The organism is Thermithiobacillus plumbiphilus (assembly GCF_038070005.1).
GTDB lineage: Bacteria > Pseudomonadota > Gammaproteobacteria > Acidithiobacillales > Thermithiobacillaceae > JBBPCO01.
This window is the reverse complement of the sequence record NZ_JBBPCO010000010.1, coordinates 82,168-98,072: the sequence shown is the minus strand read 5'-3', so window position 1 is coordinate 98,072 and position 15,905 is coordinate 82,168. Positions and strand designations below refer to the sequence as shown.

Annotated in this window: 18 protein-coding genes; 5 read left to right on the top strand and 13 right to left on the bottom strand. The window is 61.9% G+C overall.

Annotation, left to right across the window (positions count from 1 at the left end; genetic code table 11):
- Nucleotides 1-126: 126 nt before the first annotated feature.
- The 10 genes from WOB96_RS10805 to WOB96_RS10755 form a co-directional block, all read right to left on the bottom strand.
- Nucleotides 127-465 carry a hypothetical protein gene (locus WOB96_RS10805; protein ID WP_341371305.1) on the bottom strand — a complete coding sequence of 113 codons (339 nt, stop codon included), beginning with the start codon at nucleotides 463-465 and terminating at the stop codon, nucleotides 127-129.
- Between the two features lie 197 nt (nucleotides 466-662).
- Nucleotides 663-1,427 carry an exodeoxyribonuclease III gene (gene xth, locus WOB96_RS10800; protein WP_341371304.1) on the bottom strand — a complete coding sequence of 255 codons (765 nt, stop codon included), beginning with the start codon at nucleotides 1,425-1,427 and terminating at the stop codon, nucleotides 663-665.
- Between the two features lie 349 nt (nucleotides 1,428-1,776).
- Nucleotides 1,777-2,619, bottom strand: coding sequence for a DUF3037 domain-containing protein (locus WOB96_RS10790; RefSeq protein WP_341371303.1), 843 nt, complete (start codon nucleotides 2,617-2,619; stop codon nucleotides 1,777-1,779).
- On the bottom strand, nucleotides 2,616-3,350 hold the full coding sequence (locus WOB96_RS10785) for a HipA family kinase (RefSeq protein ID WP_341371302.1): 735 nt from the start codon (nucleotides 3,348-3,350) through the stop codon (nucleotides 2,616-2,618). The genes WOB96_RS10790 and WOB96_RS10785 overlap by 4 nt, the downstream gene beginning before the upstream one ends.
- On the bottom strand, nucleotides 3,347-4,300 hold the full coding sequence (gene rhuM / locus WOB96_RS10780; protein ID WP_341371301.1) for a RhuM family protein: 954 nt from the start codon (nucleotides 4,298-4,300) through the stop codon (nucleotides 3,347-3,349). Before rhuM ends, WOB96_RS10785 begins: the two co-directional genes overlap by 4 nt.
- Nucleotides 4,297-4,584: a type II toxin-antitoxin system RelE family toxin gene (locus WOB96_RS10775; protein ID WP_341371300.1), complete on the bottom strand. Its 288-nt coding sequence runs from the start codon at nucleotides 4,582-4,584 to the stop codon at nucleotides 4,297-4,299. Before WOB96_RS10775 ends, rhuM begins: the two co-directional genes overlap by 4 nt.
- Nucleotides 4,574-4,819 (bottom strand): type II toxin-antitoxin system Phd/YefM family antitoxin, encoded by a 246-nt coding sequence (locus WOB96_RS10770; protein ID WP_341371299.1) that lies wholly within the window; start codon nucleotides 4,817-4,819, stop codon nucleotides 4,574-4,576. Before WOB96_RS10770 ends, WOB96_RS10775 begins: the two co-directional genes overlap by 11 nt.
- A 75-nt stretch (nucleotides 4,820-4,894) precedes the next feature.
- Nucleotides 4,895-5,500 (bottom strand): glutathione S-transferase N-terminal domain-containing protein, encoded by a 606-nt coding sequence (locus tag WOB96_RS10765; RefSeq protein WP_341371298.1) that lies wholly within the window; start codon nucleotides 5,498-5,500, stop codon nucleotides 4,895-4,897.
- 6 nt (nucleotides 5,501-5,506) lie between these two features.
- Nucleotides 5,507-6,127: a DUF4124 domain-containing protein gene (locus tag WOB96_RS10760; protein ID WP_341371297.1), complete on the bottom strand. Its 621-nt coding sequence runs from the start codon at nucleotides 6,125-6,127 to the stop codon at nucleotides 5,507-5,509.
- A gap of 63 nt (nucleotides 6,128-6,190) precedes the next feature.
- Nucleotides 6,191-7,000 carry a tetratricopeptide repeat protein gene (locus WOB96_RS10755; protein WP_341371296.1) on the bottom strand — a complete coding sequence of 270 codons (810 nt, stop codon included), beginning with the start codon at nucleotides 6,998-7,000 and terminating at the stop codon, nucleotides 6,191-6,193.
- A gap of 69 nt (nucleotides 7,001-7,069) precedes the next feature.
- On the opposite strand from WOB96_RS10755, the gene WOB96_RS10750 reads away from it, so the two are divergent.
- The 5 genes from WOB96_RS10750 (at nucleotide 7,070) to WOB96_RS10730 (ending at nucleotide 12,507) form a co-directional block, all read left to right on the top strand.
- Nucleotides 7,070-7,900: a 23S rRNA (adenine(2030)-N(6))-methyltransferase RlmJ gene (locus WOB96_RS10750; protein WP_341371295.1), complete on the top strand. Its 831-nt coding sequence runs from the start codon at nucleotides 7,070-7,072 to the stop codon at nucleotides 7,898-7,900.
- A 46-nt stretch (nucleotides 7,901-7,946) separates the two neighbouring features.
- On the top strand, nucleotides 7,947-8,261 hold the full coding sequence (locus WOB96_RS10745; RefSeq protein ID WP_341371294.1) for a DUF2322 family protein: 315 nt from the start codon (nucleotides 7,947-7,949) through the stop codon (nucleotides 8,259-8,261).
- Nucleotides 8,262-8,267: 6 nt separating this feature from the next.
- Entirely contained in the window at nucleotides 8,268-9,032 is a 765-nt protein-coding gene (locus WOB96_RS10740) for an exodeoxyribonuclease III (protein ID WP_341371293.1), read from the top strand.
- Nucleotides 9,025-9,936: a 50S ribosomal protein L3 N(5)-glutamine methyltransferase gene (prmB, locus tag WOB96_RS10735; RefSeq protein ID WP_341371292.1), complete on the top strand. Its 912-nt coding sequence runs from the start codon at nucleotides 9,025-9,027 to the stop codon at nucleotides 9,934-9,936. The genes WOB96_RS10740 and prmB overlap by 8 nt, the downstream gene beginning before the upstream one ends.
- A 165-nt stretch (nucleotides 9,937-10,101) precedes the next feature.
- Nucleotides 10,102-12,507: a GAF domain-containing protein gene (locus tag WOB96_RS10730; protein ID WP_341371291.1), complete on the top strand. Its 2,406-nt coding sequence runs from the start codon at nucleotides 10,102-10,104 to the stop codon at nucleotides 12,505-12,507.
- Here WOB96_RS10730 and WOB96_RS10725 read toward each other — a convergent pair.
- The 3 genes from WOB96_RS10725 to WOB96_RS10715 all read right to left on the bottom strand — a co-directional run bounded on the left by WOB96_RS10725 (nucleotide 12,504) and on the right by WOB96_RS10715 (nucleotide 15,899).
- Nucleotides 12,504-12,956 carry a hypothetical protein gene (locus WOB96_RS10725; protein ID WP_341371290.1) on the bottom strand — a complete coding sequence of 151 codons (453 nt, stop codon included), beginning with the start codon at nucleotides 12,954-12,956 and terminating at the stop codon, nucleotides 12,504-12,506. The genes WOB96_RS10730 and WOB96_RS10725 overlap by 4 nt on opposite strands.
- Nucleotides 12,957-13,137: 181 nt before the next feature.
- Complete coding sequence (ccoS, locus tag WOB96_RS10720) at nucleotides 13,138-13,374, bottom strand: cbb3-type cytochrome oxidase assembly protein CcoS (protein ID WP_341371289.1); 237 nt, start codon at nucleotides 13,372-13,374, stop codon at nucleotides 13,138-13,140.
- Nucleotides 13,371-15,899, bottom strand: coding sequence for a heavy metal translocating P-type ATPase (locus tag WOB96_RS10715; protein ID WP_341371288.1), 2,529 nt, complete (start codon nucleotides 15,897-15,899; stop codon nucleotides 13,371-13,373). Before WOB96_RS10715 ends, ccoS begins: the two co-directional genes overlap by 4 nt.
- Between the last annotated feature and the right edge of the window lie 6 nt (nucleotides 15,900-15,905).

Below are 15,905 nucleotides of genomic sequence, written 5' to 3'. Positions count from 1 at the left end.
GCATTCTGCCTTTTGAAGAAGTTATCCTGCCGTGGGTCGCCACCGTAACGCCATCGCTCCGCAAAGCAGCCGGCAGCAGACGAGGACAAGGTTCGATCAATTGGTGTTTCCCGGCATTGCCGAGGATCAAACCATAGACACGGACGGGGGCTTCAAGTCAGGCGTAGAATAATGGCGGGCATAAAATGAAAAGGCTGACAAAGCGGAATGAATCGCAATGAAACCCGGCAAAGCCAGCGATGCGCTGATCACACAGTCCTGTTGCATGCAGGAATATTCGATGTCTTCCACAGCATTGGACGGAGCCGAGGGCTGGTGTGCGCCATGATCCTCCACATGAATGGAGATCATGCTGCCCGCATCCCACTTTTCCAGTACGTAATGTACGGGAGAAACCAGGAAAATAGCGATGGTCAGAAGGAAAATACCGGCATTTTGCCAATCATCCACAATGCGCATCAACATTGCCACCTTGCTCCCCGCAGAGCCGGGGAAGGACATCCTAGAGCCAGAAACCTGAATGGCATACTATCGACACCAACCCAAAAGCCCATAGATACAAATATCTATTGACTCCGCTTCAGTGATCTGGGCCGGCATGCGACATTTCCCTGACCCGGCCAGCAATCTCTGGAACGATGGGAGCCTAGGCCCTGATTCATTCAAACCACGAACTCGGCCCAGACCGGCGCGTGGTCCGAGGGCCGCTCCAGCCGGCGCGGCGCCACATCCACCTCGCAACTTGAACAAGACCCGGCCAGCATGGGACTCGCCAGGATCAGATCGATCCGGATCCCGAGCTTGCGCCGGAACATGAAGGCACGGTAGTCCCACCAGCTATACAGCCCGCCTTCCTGATGGTGCAGCCGGAACACATCACATAGCCCCAGCGCGGTCAGCTCGCGAAAGGCGGCACGCTCGGCCTCGGACAACAGCACCTGCCCCGCCAGCCCCTCCGGGTCATGCACGTCGCGGTCCTCGGGCGCGATATTGAAATCCCCCAGCAGCACCAGCTTTTCGTGCTGCTTCAGGGCATCCGCGAGATAGTCGCGCAACGCGGTGAGCCAGGCGAGCTTGTAGGCATATTTCTCCGAACCCACTGCCTGACCATTGGGCACATAGACGTTCACCACCCGCACGCCGTTGATTGTGGCCGCAAGCAGACGCTTTTGCGGGTCGTCGGCCAGCAGGTCCCGCTCCAGCTCAGTCATGGGCGCGCGCGCCAGAATCGCCACACCGTTATAGGCCGGCTGACCGCTGAACACCACCTGATAGCCCGCCGCCTCGATCTCCGCGCGCGGAAACTGCGCGTCGGTGAGCTTGGTTTCCTGCAGGCAGAGCACGTCCGGCTGCTGCGCTGCCAGCCAGTCGAGCACCTGCGGCAGGCGCACCTTGAGGGAATTGACGTTCCAGGTGGCGATTTTCATTGGCTTTCAAAACCTTGTTCATGCTGGCAACAGTGATGGATCCCGCATTGTGCCATTCCCCTCCCCCCGTTAGAAGTTTCAGGCCAGGGTGGCGCCGGGGTATGGACATCGCACTCGTACAGGACTTACTGCGGATGGTTTCCCCGGCACCGCCTTCGAAGAGCACGTTACTTGGCAACACTAGCGCGGCGCGGCCATTCTGCTTGAGCAGGGTTTTCACGTGCTGGACGAAGTTGAGTTGCTTGTTCGAGGTGGTTGCTTGTTCGAGATGGTGGCCCAGAAGTCGCCGCGCTCGACGGTGTCGCTCAGGGTGAGCCGGAGTCGATTCAAACCTCCGGATTGAAGCTGATCATGCACTCCCGGCCGCAAAGGCCAAAATGTCTTCCTTGTCCGTGTAGGGCAAAACCGTCACACCGGTATCCTGCAGCCCATGGACTACCTCATCGTAAGCACGTCCTTTCGGGCCATCGTCCCTCGGGCCTTGCACAGCGAACAACACCTTATCAGGCAAATACCGGCGCTTGCGAAGCTGTTGGATCCGCAAAACCCACTGGCCGCCATGCTCGATGATTTTGGTCGGTTGGTCGTGGGCAAGATGCAAGGGCTTGATAGCCTTCACCGGACGATCGCCCCGCTGCTCGACGAAGGGGAAGTTGACGTGATACTCGTCGTCACCCACTTTCACGAGATTGAAACGGTCAGCGATCCGAGCCTGGGAAAGCCACTGCCGCATGCCGCGCTCCAATACCGTCTCCTGATACTCGCGGGTGACAAAGGAGCGCTCGACATAATGGCGGTAGAGTTCGGTCAGCGTTTCCTCCATGTCACCGGCCAGGATGGCCCGAGGCTCGCTGAACTTGATGACGGTCTCACGGGGCCGAACGATCTCGGCGAACAACTCCTTGGCGAAATCGACATTGTTCGTCTTGAGGCGCTTATCAAAGCCATGCCGGCGCAATACCCCGGCGACCCGGTTCAGTTCCTTTTGCAGATTGCGCATCGCCGCGAGAAATACCTTGGCTTCAAGCTGCTCGAAGAAGTGCGTAACGCGCGCATGCCGCTGGACCATCAGCTTGAACTCGAAAAAACGCTGCTCAGGGGCCATCATGATGATGCCCACGTTGGCGAACTCGCCCGTCTCCACGAAGGGCGTGAATCGGACGATCGAATAGAGGCAGGGTGTCCTCGTCATTCCAAGCTCCAGAACCCATCGGTTTGGCATTGAATCAACAACTGATAGGTGGCCCGGACATCGAAATTCGTCGGCACGGTCTGCTCGGCATCCAAGAACCACCATTCGGGCGGCACAGTATGGCAGATCGTTTCCCAATCCGCCAGCGCACCCAGGAAGCGTTTGACATACATCTGTTGCAAAACCCGGTCGCCGAACAGAACTGGGCATTCCACGTGGAAGGCATGCAGACAGGCAAAGTCCCGCGGCGAAAAATCCGGGTCGAACGCCTGATTGTGGTCGATGACCATCAAGTCCTGGTTCTCCATATCCCAGAACAGATTGGGATTGCCGCCGGTCTCGCCCAAGCTGCGGTCGCCGTTACGCACCCACCAATCAAAGGCCAGTACATCCCGCTGCACTTCCCCGGGCACATCATCAAGATGGGACGCCGTCAGTTCAACCACCGGAACCTTGCGCGAACCGAAGGCTTTCCCCGCGCCCAATTCGACCAGGTCGTCTCGCATGGCGATGGAAAGCAACTCCTGCGGAACCTGGACGATCTCGAAATGCGCGATGGGCAAGCCAAGCCGCCGCCCAAGCTGACCAGCGACCCATTCGCAGATCAGGCTGCGCCGACCCGCACCCCGCCCCTTCACGAAATAAACCTGACCGTCATCGCCACGACAGATGAAGGGTTTTGTGATGCCCTGCTCAGAACGGCCGATGATTTCAACGATTTCGATGGTCACGCCGCGGCCTCTGGGATCTCCTCCACAGGACAAAGACTGCCAGCGAAAACGCGACTCAAGGTGGACTGCCGCAGGCGCTCGGCGCGCTGGAGAGTGGCGCCCACTTGGGCCCCGGTCATGTGTCGCTCTGCTTTCCTGCGAAATGATTGGCTTGAAACGTAGTAGTAAAGATACTTGGCCTCCATGCTCGCCCTGAGGCGGAGTACATGAAATTCGGTGAAGCCGAACCCGAAGCCATTCACCAGTTTGGGCACAACGGCCATCTTCCCGTTTTCCATACAAGGGGTAATCTTGGCAAAGAGCACGTCACCTTCGAGGAGAGCAGTAAACCCCTTATTCACTTCACCGGCGGGGCGTGTTTCACCCACGCGAATTGACCCTTCGCCTGCGCCAACAGCAGGCATTGAAACAAACGAAACTGGCAGGTCATCGGGCTGATTGTAGTCGAGGTAGAGCAGGAGCATAAAGCTGCCGATGCGCTTGTTGCCGTCCGAGAACGGGTGATTCTTGATGATGAAGCAGAGCAGGCGGCGTTCGTTGAGGGTGTAGCCCTGGACCAGATGGTCTCGCAGAGTGCGGGTGGCCCAGATGCGGAATTGGGTGCCGCGCTTGGAGTTGACGCGGTAGCCGACGGAGAGGATGGCGTCGAGGTCGAAGTATTCGATTTCGCGCACCACGTCCCGTCCACCCTCTTTTTGAACTGTTGCATTTTTTGCAACAGTTACCGTCCGATCCAATTCCCCAGAGGCGAAGATGTTGCGCAAGTGCCGGGAAATCACAGACTTGTCGCGACCAAAGAGCTCGGCCATCTGATTCAGGGAGAGCCAGACGGTCTCCCGCTCCAGGCGCACGTCCAGGCGAATCTGGCCGTCGGGTGCCTGGAACAGGGCGATCTCGCCGCCGGGCAATGGGTTGCTCTGTTTCATACAGCCAATGTAGTCGCGGATCATTTCAAGCGCCCCCTGGCCTTGCGGTAAACTGCGCTGTCTTCGCGCTTGCCCACGGCCACCACGACCACGACCACACGTTCATCGAAGACCTGATAGACCAGCCGGTAACCGGCGGCGCGCAATTTGATCTTGTAACAATCGGGCATGCCGGAGAGCCGCGCGGATTCGACCCGGGGATTTTCCAGCCGCTCCAGCAGCTTGGCCTTGAATTGCTCACGCAGGTTACGGTCGAGCTTCTGCCACTCCTTCCAGGCGCTTTCCCGGAATTCGAGGCTATAGCTCATCCATTGAAACCTTGACGGTGGGCTCGTGCTCGCGTTCCTTGACGAGTGTGGCGAGTTCGATGTCCTCGATCCTTTCCATCATGGCTTCGAAGGCGGCGGCGGGCACCAGGTAGGCGGCGGGCTTGTTATGGTTGAGCACGGCGACAGGAAAGCCGCCCGCCTCTTCGATGACAGCGCTGGGGTTCTTTTTCAGCTCGCTGATACTGACCGAGGCGTTGGTGTAGAGCAGTTCCATGACGAGCTCCTTCAAAGCTGAATTTAGAGCTAAATTTTAGCCTAAATTTGGCTCATGCAACAAGGAGATGGCCCATCACTGCCGGGGCGGCGCCGTCTCGGCAAAGGCAGGACGCTGGTTCAGGCGCTCGAGCAGGTTCGCCAGGCGTGGATGCTGATCGCGCCAGGGCAGATCCAGGCGCAAATCGAGATATTCAAGCATGCAGCCCAGGGCGATGTCCGCCAGCCCGAAACAGCCATCCACGCACCAGGCATGCATGGCGAGCTCGCCCTCGGCAGCCAGCAGGCCGCGCTCGATCTTCTGCGCCTGACGATTGATCCAGGCCGCGTCCTGCATGGCAGGCGGGCGCTTGCGCTCCAGAAAGATGGCCACGGAGGCATCGATGATGCCGTCGGCCAGGGCCTCGACACGCAGGGCATGGACGCGACTCATGCCCTGGGGCAGCAGGGCGGGCTCGGGGTGGTACTGCTCCAGAAACTGCACGATCACGCGGGAATCATAAAGCATCGTGCCATCCTGCAGATGCAGTACCGGCACCTTGCCCAGCGGGTTGAAATCCGGCACCTGGGTGTCCGGATTCCAGGGGATATCCACCACGCCTTCAAAGGGCAGGGCTTTTTCCAGCAGGACCACCCGCACCTTGCGGGCATAGGGTGAGGTCAGAGACATGATCAATTGCATGCGTGTTTACTCCCGTAGCGACAGGGGCCTCGCGGCAAGAAGAATCTGCACGGGATAATACACGAAGCCATGGCGGTCCATCAGCCGCAGGGTATCAGGATGCAGGCTGAGCTGCCCGCGCACCTGCAGCAGCTCGCCCACTCGCGGCGCACCCGCGCCATGCAGGAGCTCGCCATCGAGCACCACCGGCAGGCCACCGGTTGCCACCGGCGACAGGGTGCGGGCGCGGATCTGATAGCGCCCGAGTTCCGGACGCAAGAGGTCCGTATTGACGATCTCCTGCACTCGCACGCGCCAGACCACAGGCCCGGTAGGCCAGCGAACGCGCGATAGATAGCGGCTCTCCTGTTCCGGCGGAACACGGCGCATGTCGCTTTTCAAGCGCAACAACCAGCTCTGCAGGGCATCGGGTGAGCGCAGCACCGCTGCACCCGGTACGGCCAGTCTGGCGACAGGCAGGTAGGCACGCGGCGCGGGAGCGGGTTGTTGATTGGGGTCGACTTCGGCGTGATTGGAAAAATGCCAGCGGCCCTGACTATCCTGCCAGCGATAGATGCCGTCACCCGCCGAGGCGGGCATGCCGGCAAGCCCGGCGCAGAACATCAGGCCGATACCAAACCGGCGCATGTCACTTCCTCCCATTTATCATTATGAGGAAGTAAATAGCCCAGCAGCGCCGTAATTACCAGTTCAACTGCCCTGCGCGGCCCTGCTTTTCCAGTATTCGGCCTGCACAGGGTCCGGGAAGAAGCCGAGCTGCCCCTGCTCCAGGGCCGTGGCCAGCACCTCCATGGCATCGGTGTGGCCCGCCTCCGCCGCACGCTTGAGCCATTGGCCGCTGGCCTTCAGATCCAGCTCACGTGACAGCTTGCCGGTCCCGAGCGCCAGGGCCACGTTGAACATGGCGCGACGGTTGCCCAGTTCGGCGGCGTGCAGGAACCACTCATAGGCATATTCGTCGTGCTGCGGCACCCCGCGCCCATCCGTATAGAGCACTCCCATGCTGAAGGCGCCATCCGCGTGACCGTTTTCGCCGGCCTGGGCGTACCAGTGCGCCGCCTTGGGGTAATCGCCCAGTTGCTCATAGAGCACGCCAAGATGAAACATGGCGTCGGCATAGCCCTGCTCGGCGGCCCGGCCAAACCAGTAGATGGCGGCCTCAGGCTGCACCGCCGTGCCCTGCCCTTCATAGTACATGGCGCCGAGATTGTGCATGGCCGCGACCTGGCCCTGTTCGGCGGCTTTCTTGTACCACGCCAGCGCCTGCTTCTCGCTTTTGGGCAGGCCATAGCCCTTGTGCAGCAGGATGGCATAGTGCAACTGTCCCTCGGCATCATTGGCCTCGGCAGCGGCGCGCAGCCAGCGCGCGGCCTGGGTATAGTCCTGGGGCAGGTCCTCACCGGCGGCATAGGCCAGTCCCAGCAGCCGCATGGCCTCGGGGTCGCCACTATCTGCCTGGCCTTGCAGGATCTCGATCTCTTCCTCGTTCAGTTCGCTCATGTGCGCTCCTCGCGGGATTACAGCCAAAAGGGTGTAGAATGGTGCTTTCTCCTCATTCTAAGCGCTCCCATGAACTACGACCACAGTTTCCATGCCGGCAATCTGGCCGATGTCTTCAAACATCTCGCCCTGACCTTCGCCCTGCAGGCCATGCAGCGCAAGGACAAGGGTTTTGTCTATATCGACACCCATGCCGGCGCTGGGCTCTATGGGCTCGATGCCGGTGGCGAGCATGAAAGCGGTATTGGCGCGCTCTGGAAGCAGCGGGCCAACCTGCCGCTGGCCAAGGGCTATTTCGAGGCTGTCGAGGCACTCAACCTCGGTGGCGAACTGCGCAAATACCCCGGTTCCCCCCTGATCGCCAGACACCTGCTGCGCGAGCAGGACCGCATGGTGCTCTTTGAAAGCCAGCCGCTGGTCCTGCAGCGCCTGAGCCGCATCATCGGCAAGACAAAGGGCGCGCAGGCCCTGCAGAACGATGGCTACGCGGGGCTTCTGGCGCAGGTTCCGCCCCCGGAAAAGCGCGGTCTGATCCTGATCGACCCACCCTTCGAGGCCCGCGACGAGTTCGAGCGCCTCACCAAAACGCTTGCAAGCGCCTGGCGCAAATGGCCGCAGGGAGTATATCTCGCCTGGTATCCGATCAAGGCGCGCGGCCTCATCAGCACCTTTCATCGCAAGCTGCGCGAAGCCGGCCTGCCCGCCACCGTCATCGAATTTCTGAACCACCCCGAGGACAAACCCGAACGCCTCAATGGCAGCGGTCTGGTGGTCATCAATCCGCCCTGGCAGTTCATCGACCCGCTGCTGCCCAGCCTGGCGCAGATCGGCCCGCAGGTCGCCGACCCCGCCACCGGCAGCATCTGGTCGCTGCGGGTGGATGGCTGGCCGGGCGGCTGATTGTCAGGCAAAATACGTGCTATCCCAACATAATTCTGGAAATGACATGGCCTTTGCAGACAACCTCGCCACACTCCCCAAAGTGGATAACGTCAAAAAACTGCAGCTCTATGGCGGCACGCATTCCGAGCTGCTCGAAGAAATCGACAACAAGCCCGGCCAGAGCGGCTCGGTGGCGGTTTACTATCATCTGGCGGTGAAATACGGTGCCCTCAGCCCCAAGGCCGCGCGCGAGGGCCTGGAACTCTACGCCGAGCATACCGAGGACGCCCGCGCCAACCCCGGCCGGCACCCCAACATCGACCGGCTGTTTGGCATCATCGAATCCGGCGATTTCGTCTCGGTGCGGGTGGTCGAATAAACCCGCATGAAGCTCTATAGCTGGAACATCAACGGCCTGCGCGGTACCGCCAAAAAGGGCCTGCTGGAATGGATGCAGGCCACGCCCCTGGACCTGCTCTGCCTGCAGGAGACCAAGTGCGCGCCCACGGATCTGCCCGACGAGATCCTGCACCCGCCGGGCTTCAAAAGCTGCTTTGCCACGGCCGAGAAAAAGGGCTACAGCGGCGTGGCGACCTACTGTCGCCAGCCACCGCTTGCCTGCGATACCGGCCTTGGCATCGAGCGCTTCGACCGCGAAGGCCGGGTGCTGGTCAGCGATCACGGCGATTTCCTGCTCTATAACGTCTACTTTCCCAACGGCAAGGCCAGCCCCGAGCGCCTGGCCTACAAGCTCGACTTCTACGCTGCCTTTCTCGATCACATCAACGCGCGCGTCAAGGAAAAGCCCATCATCTTCTGCGGGGACGTGAATACCGCGCATCGCGCCGTGGATCTCGCCCGTCCGCGCGAAAACGAAAAGATCTCGGGCTTTCTGCCCGAGGAACGCGCCTGGCTGGATCGCTGGACCGCGCACGGCTGGGTGGACAGCTTCCGCCATTGCAACCCCGAGGCCCGCGACGCCTACTCCTGGTGGAGCCTGCGCTCCGGCGCCCGTGAGCGCAACGTCGGCTGGCGCATCGATTACTTCTTCGTGCACCAAAGCCTCTTGCCGCGCGTGAAGGCCGCCGGCATCTCCCCGGAAGTCATGGGGGCCGATCATTGTCCTGTCTGGCTGGAACTTCATGACTGAATACGGCACCGAAACCCTCAATCATTTCCAGACCCTGCGCGATTACCTGCGCTGGGCCATCACCCGCTTCGAGCAGGCCGGGCTCGATTACAGCCAGGGCCGGCAGACCGCGCGCGCTGAAGCCGAATACCTCATCGCCCGGGCCTTGGGGCTAGCGCCTGCGGACCTGAAGGATTTTCTGGACGCCCGCCTGCTGCCCGCCGAAAAGACTCGCATCATCGACTTCCTGCGCCAGCGCGAGATCGAACATCGCCCCGCCGCCTACATCACCGAGGAGGCCTGGTTCTGCGGCCTGAAGTTTCATGTCGATGAGCGGGTGCTAATCCCGCGCAGCCTGACCGAGGAGTTCATCGAAAGTGGTTTCCAGCCCTGGGTGGACCCAACTCGCGTAGAACGCATCCTGGACCTTTGCACCGGCTCGGGCTGTATCGGCATCAGCCTGGCCTATGCCTTCGAGGGCGCGCAGGTGGACATCGCCGACATTTCCGGGGATGCCCTGGATGTAGCGCGCCGCAACATCGCCGCGCATGGCGTCCAGGACTTCGTGCATCCGGTGCAATCCGATCTCTTTGAGAACCTCCAGGGCCGCCGCTACGATCTCATCGTCAGCAATCCGCCCTACGTGGACGCCGCCGCCATGGCCGGGCTGCCCGATGAATATCAGCGCGAGCCGGCGCTGGCGCTGGCCGCCGGCGTCGATGGCCTGGATTGCGTGATTCCCCTGCTGCGCCAGGCCGCCGACCATTTGAATGACCAGGGCGTGCTGGTGGTGGAGGTCGGCGACAGCGAGGCCGCCCTGCAGGCGCGTTACCCGGATGTGCCCTTCCTCTGGCTGGCGCACAGCGCCGGCGGTTCGGGGGTTTTTCTGCTGACCGCTGAACAATTGCGCCAGCACGGGTTCTAAGCTTCATCCTGTATTAGCAGCATCACCAATCAACTTCCACTTTTACACCAAGTCCAATTGCAGGCAGGATTCAGAAACACTTCTTCTGCGCGCACTGGTCTTCGCTGCGGGTCCTCAGAGCGCCCCGCCATCCACCGTGGATGGCATTCACATCCCAACTGACGAATGACATACAAGAAACCTACATTTAACGAAAACAAGTCAGACCAGCACGAACAGTCACCCCAGAGACAATTCGTCGACAAGGAAATCCTGCTCGGCACCCTCGCTCAGACGGCTCAGCTGAGCCAGGTGCAAAAGGACGCAATCATCGACGCCCTGCACCTCCGTGAGAGCAGCATTGGCCGCCTGGGACGCATACTCGAGCGATCCGCCAACGAAATCTACATCTTTGATGCAGAAACGCTCCTCTTTGAGCAGGTCAGTCAGGGTGCCCTGAACAATCTCGGCTACAGCATGGACGAGATGCGCGAGATGACACCCGTGGACTTCAAGCCGATGTCGAGACCGGAATTTGAAGACCTGATTGCGCCCTTGCGGCGCGGCGACCAGGAAGTGGTACAGTTCGAGACCGTGCATCAGCGCAAGGATGGCAGCAGCTATCCGGTCGAAGTGCGCCTGCAACTCTCGCGTGAGGAAAAGCCGCCGGTCTTTGTCGCCACCATCGAAGACATCAGCGAGCGCAAGGCCGCCGAGGCCGAACGCGCCCGCCTGCTGGCCCGCGAGAAGGAGGCCCGCGCCGAAGCGGAGATCCTCAACCGTATCGGGCGCAGCCTGAGCATGGAATTCAATCAGGACACCCTGCTGCAGATGGTCACCGATGCCGCCACCAATCTCTCCGGCGCGGAATTCGGTGCCTTCTTCTATAACACCGAGGGAGATGCTGGCGAGCAGCTGACCCTTTACACCCTCTCGGGTGCGCCAAAGTCGGCCTTCGCGCATTTGCCCATGCCCCGTCGGACCCCCGTGTTTCATCCGACCTTCACGGAGGGGTGCACCCTGCGCAGCGATGACATCACCCAGGATCCCCGCTTTGGGCAGGAGGCGCCGCACTTTGGCATGCCGCCGGGCCATCTGCCAGTGCTCAGCTATCTGGCCATTCCGGTGACCTCGCGCCGGGGCGAGGCAATCGGCGCGATGATCTTCGGCCACAGCGCACCCGGCGTCTTCAAGGTACGCCACGAGCGCCTCCTCAGTGGTCTGGCCGCGCAGGCTGCCATCGCCATTGACAACGCCCGCCTCTTCACGTTGGAGCAGCAGGCCCGCCAGCGCGCCGCCTTTCTTGCCCAGGCCACCGGCCTGCTTGCCTCCTCCCTGGATTACGAGGAGACCCTGTCCAGCGTGGCCCGGCTGGCGGTGCCCGAGATGGCGGACTGGTTCGTGGTGGATCTCCTGCAGGCCGATGACTCGATCAGGCGGGTCAAGGCCGCGCACGTGGACCCAGGCAAGGAAGCTCTGGCGCTGGATCTGGTCCAGCGCTTTCCGCCCAGGATCGACAGCGCTCGGGGCGTTGGCTATGTGCTGCGCTGCGGCCGGGCCGAACTGATGCCGGAAATCACTGCCGAGCTACTGGAAGCCTTCATCGAAAACCCGCAATATCGCGCGATGCTGATCGAACTGGGCCTGAAATCCTTCATGTGTACCCCGCTGATCTCGCGTGGCCGGGTACTCGGTGCCATCAGCTTCATCAGCGCCGAATCCGGCCGCAGCTACACACGCAAGGATCTGCAGCTCGCCCAGGAGCTGGCGGACCGCTGCGCCATAGCAGTGGACAATGCCCTGCTTTATCAGGAGGCCGCGCGCGAGATAGAGGAGCGCAAGAAGGCCGAAATGCAGATACGCGAACTCAATGCCAGCCTCGAACAAAGGGTCCAGGAACGCACCGCAGAGCTTCTGAGCGCCAACCGGGAGCTGGAAAGCTTCAGCTATTCCGTATCACACGACCTGCGCGGGCCGCTGCGCGCCATCAACGGCTACAGCCAGATGTTCAGCGAGGATTACGCGGACAGACTCGATGGCCCGGCGCAGGATTATCTCGATCGCATTCGCGCCGCGACCGAGCGCATGGGTGATCTCATCGATGATCTGCTGAGCCTGTCGCGCCTGACCCGGCAGGACATGCAACGCAGTACCGTCAATCTGACCGAACTCGCCGGGCGCGTGATCGACCAGCTTCAGGCAGAACTGGCAGCCGGTCGGAAGGTCATCTGGACCATCCAGCCCGATCTGATCGATAAAGGCGACCCCACCCTGCTCTATGACGTGTTGCAGAACCTGTTCGACAATGCCCTGAAGTTCACGGCCAGCCGCGCCGAATCCCACATCGACTTTGGCAGGACCACCCTGAGTGGGAAACCGGCCTATTATGTGCGGGATAATGGGGTGGGCTTTGACATGGCCTACAGCAACAAACTCTTCAAACCCTTCGAGCGGCTGCATGCCATGACGGAATACCGCGGCACGGGCATCGGACTGGCCACTGTTGCCCGGATCATCCATCGTCATGGCGGCCAGATCTGGGCCGAGGGCAAGGAGGGCCAGGGCGCCACCTTCCATTTCACGCTCAGCTAGCGTTCCGGGGCGCGATCCACCGCACAGGGCACATGCCGACCAAACTCGGCCCGGAAGGAACTGAAATCCGGCAGGGTGTCGAAGGTCTGCCCGGCTGGGGCGAGATTGCGAATGCGAATGATTTCAAACTTTGCCGGCGCGGGCACCTCAAAGACCTTATCACCAAGCTGCCGCTCCAGCCCGCTGACCATCATCCGGCCCGTAGCCGAACGGTAAACGACATAAGGCTCGAAAAGGCGATAGACAAAGGTGTTGTCATAGCGGAAACGCAGCACCTCCCGGTTCTGAATGGCCAGGCAGATTCGCTCTTCCAGTCCCAGATCACGAGCTGCCACGGCGCAAGTCCTCCTGGCGTTGACGACATTGCCGGGCTGGCCCGGCTCCCTGACTATAGCACGCCAGATGACGCCACCACCCGGCAAAACGGCGGGCACAAAAAAGGGCTGCAAGGCAGCCCTTTTTGGCATTCGGCCCGGCTTAGCCGGCCAGAATCACCGACGCAAGACTGGCCCAGGCCATTGCCACCAGGACAAAGACAACGATCAAGGGCAGTTTTCTGAACATGGTTTCGTTCACCTGTATTCTCCTACATAGCACGAGAGGCAACTGTAAATTTTTCAGCGCCTCAGGTCAACTGTCCGGCCCCGGTGCCTGATCCTTGCCCCGCTCCAGATCGGCCCGCGAGCGGGCCTCCTCGGCACGCTGGCGATTGCCCGGCAACATCGGGTCATCCTCATCGAAGAGGATGCGGTAGGCGGGCCCTTCCAGATCATCGAACTGTCCGGAGCGCAGGGCCCACAGAAAGACCAGCCCGACCATTATGGCGCCAATCACCGCCGCGCCGACAAAAAAATACATCATGTTCATGTCTGGCTCCTTGGGCCAATCCGCTTGCCCTCCGCCTGTAGCTGTCCCTTCCCTGCTCCACCGGTCAGCCGCAGCGCATTGGCAACCACGATCAGAGAGCTGAGTGACATGCCGATGGCGGCCATCCAGGGTGTGAGCCAGCCACTGATGGCCAGAGGCAGGGCCACCACATTATAGCCAATTGCCCAGCCGATATTCTGCCGGATCAGGCGCAGGGTACGACTGGCCAGGTCGAGAGTCGCCGGGATCTGCAGCAGCCGGTTCGAGAGCAGGATCAGATCGGCGCCCGCCTGCGCCACGGCCGTGCCAGCCCCCATGGCGATGCTCACCTGGGCCCCGGCAAGCACCGGCGCATCGTTGATGCCATCGCCCACCATGCAGATCACCGCCCCTGACTGCTGCAATTCCCGCATGGCCTGCAACTTGTCCTCAGGGCCCTGTGCCGCGCGCCAGTATCTGATTCCGGTCTCTGACGCCGCGCGCGCCACCGCACCCTCGTGATCGCCACTGAGCAGCCAGACCGTGTAGCCCCGCGCCTGCAGCAACTGCACGGTCTGCCCGGCATCCTCGCGCAACTGGTCACCCAGTGCGAACAGACCAAGCCAGCCTTCACTGCTGCCGCAAGCCACCAGACTCATGCCTTCGGCAGCATAAGCCTGCTGCAAGGGCTGCCATTGCGCCGGCATCGGGCCGGCCAGGGCCTCGACAAACGCTGGCTGCCCGAGGCGATAACAGCGCTGCCCGACCTGAGCCTCCATGCCCTGGCCGGGATAGTTCACCGGTTCGCTGGTGCTCGGTGCAGCCAGAGTGCGACCCTGCAGGCTACGCTGCAGGGCCCGGCTCAAGGGATGCTCGGAAAGCCGGACCAGGGCCGCCACGACCGACCAGGCCGCGTCCTCGTCACCCTGGACATGCGCATGGTGCAGGCGGTGCCGACCCTCGGTCAGGGTACCAGTCTTGTCGAAGATGAGATGGGTGACGTGGGCCATGGCTTCCAGGGCATGCCCCCGGGTGCTCACCACGCCTTCGCGTGCCAGCCGGCCAGTCGCCGCGGTGATTGCCACGGGAGTCGCCAGCCCGAGCGCGCAGGGGCAGGTCACCACCAGCACGGCCACCACCACCCAGTAGGCCTTGGCCGGGTCCACCATATACCAGCCGATGCCCGCAGCCGCGGCCAGCAGCAGCACTGCCGAGACGAACCAGCGTGCCGTGCGGTCGGCAATGTGCGCGATCGGCGGACGCTCCGCCTGGGCCCGCTCCAGCAGCCGCCCGATATGGCTGATGACGAGGTCCTCGCCGACCCGCAGCACTTTCAGCCGCAGAGGCCCGTCCTGGTTGATCGTGCCGCCGATGACCTGCGCCCCCGGATATTTCGGGACCGGACGACTCTCGCCCGTGAGCAGGGATTCATCCACATCACTCTGGCCTTCCAGTACCTCGCCATCCAGTGGAATGGTCTCACCGGGCTGCACCAGCAGAATGTCGCCGGGGCGAACCTCTCCCAGCGCCACCCAGTCCGCCTGCCCATCGCTCTCCCGCCGGGCCAGGGCCGGCATGACCCGGTTCAGGGCCTCCACTGCGTGCGAAGCCCGGCGCCGGGCACTCATCTCCAGAAAGCGCGCCCCCAGCAGCAGAAACACGAACATGGTCACGGTGTCATAGTACACCTGGCCCGCCTGCTGGAGCGTGGCCCAGACACTGGCGGCAAACGCCGCGATGATGCCAAGCGAAACGGGCACATCCATGCCGGGCTGAAAGCGCTTCAGATCGCGCCAGGCCCCCAGAAAGAATGGCCAGGCGGAGTAGAACACCACCGGCAGGGTGAAGATCAGGCTGACATAGCGGAAGAACTCAGCCATTTCCGGGCTCATGCCATAATATGCGCCGGCATAGAGCGCCACCGCCAGCATCATCACCTGGGCCATGCTCAGGCCTGCCACGAAGAGCCGGCGCAGCATGCCACGGCGTTCCCGCTCCAGCACCTCCGCCTGGCGCCCGGGATCATAGGGATGAGCGTGATAGCCTATGGCGGCTATGGCCTGGATGATGTCTGAAAGATGAAGCTGGCGATCATCCCAGCGCACACTTGCCCGCTGGGTGGAATAGTTGATGTTGGCTTCGAGCACCCCGGGCAGGCTGCGCAGATGGCGCTCGTTGAGCCAGACACAGGCCGCGCAGGTGATGCCTTCCAGGATCAGCGCGGCTTCGCGCTCGTGTTCTCCGGCGCTACGCACGAAGCTCTTCTGTACCAGCGGATCATCATACAGTGTGGCACTTTGCAGGAAATCCGGCAGCAATTCGGCCCGGTCCGCCGGTTTGGAGCGATGGCGGTAATATTCCCCGAGACCGGCGGATTCGATGGCCTGTGCCACTGCCAGGCAACCCGCGCAACAGAATTCGCGCGTAGCCCCGTCTACACGAGCCTGATAGCGGGCATCCGATGGATTGGGCAGGCCACAATGGAAGCAGGCCTCTGGCGCCGTGCCCGCAAGTTCCTGCTGCTCGGAAGTGACGACGGGCACCATGCCAAG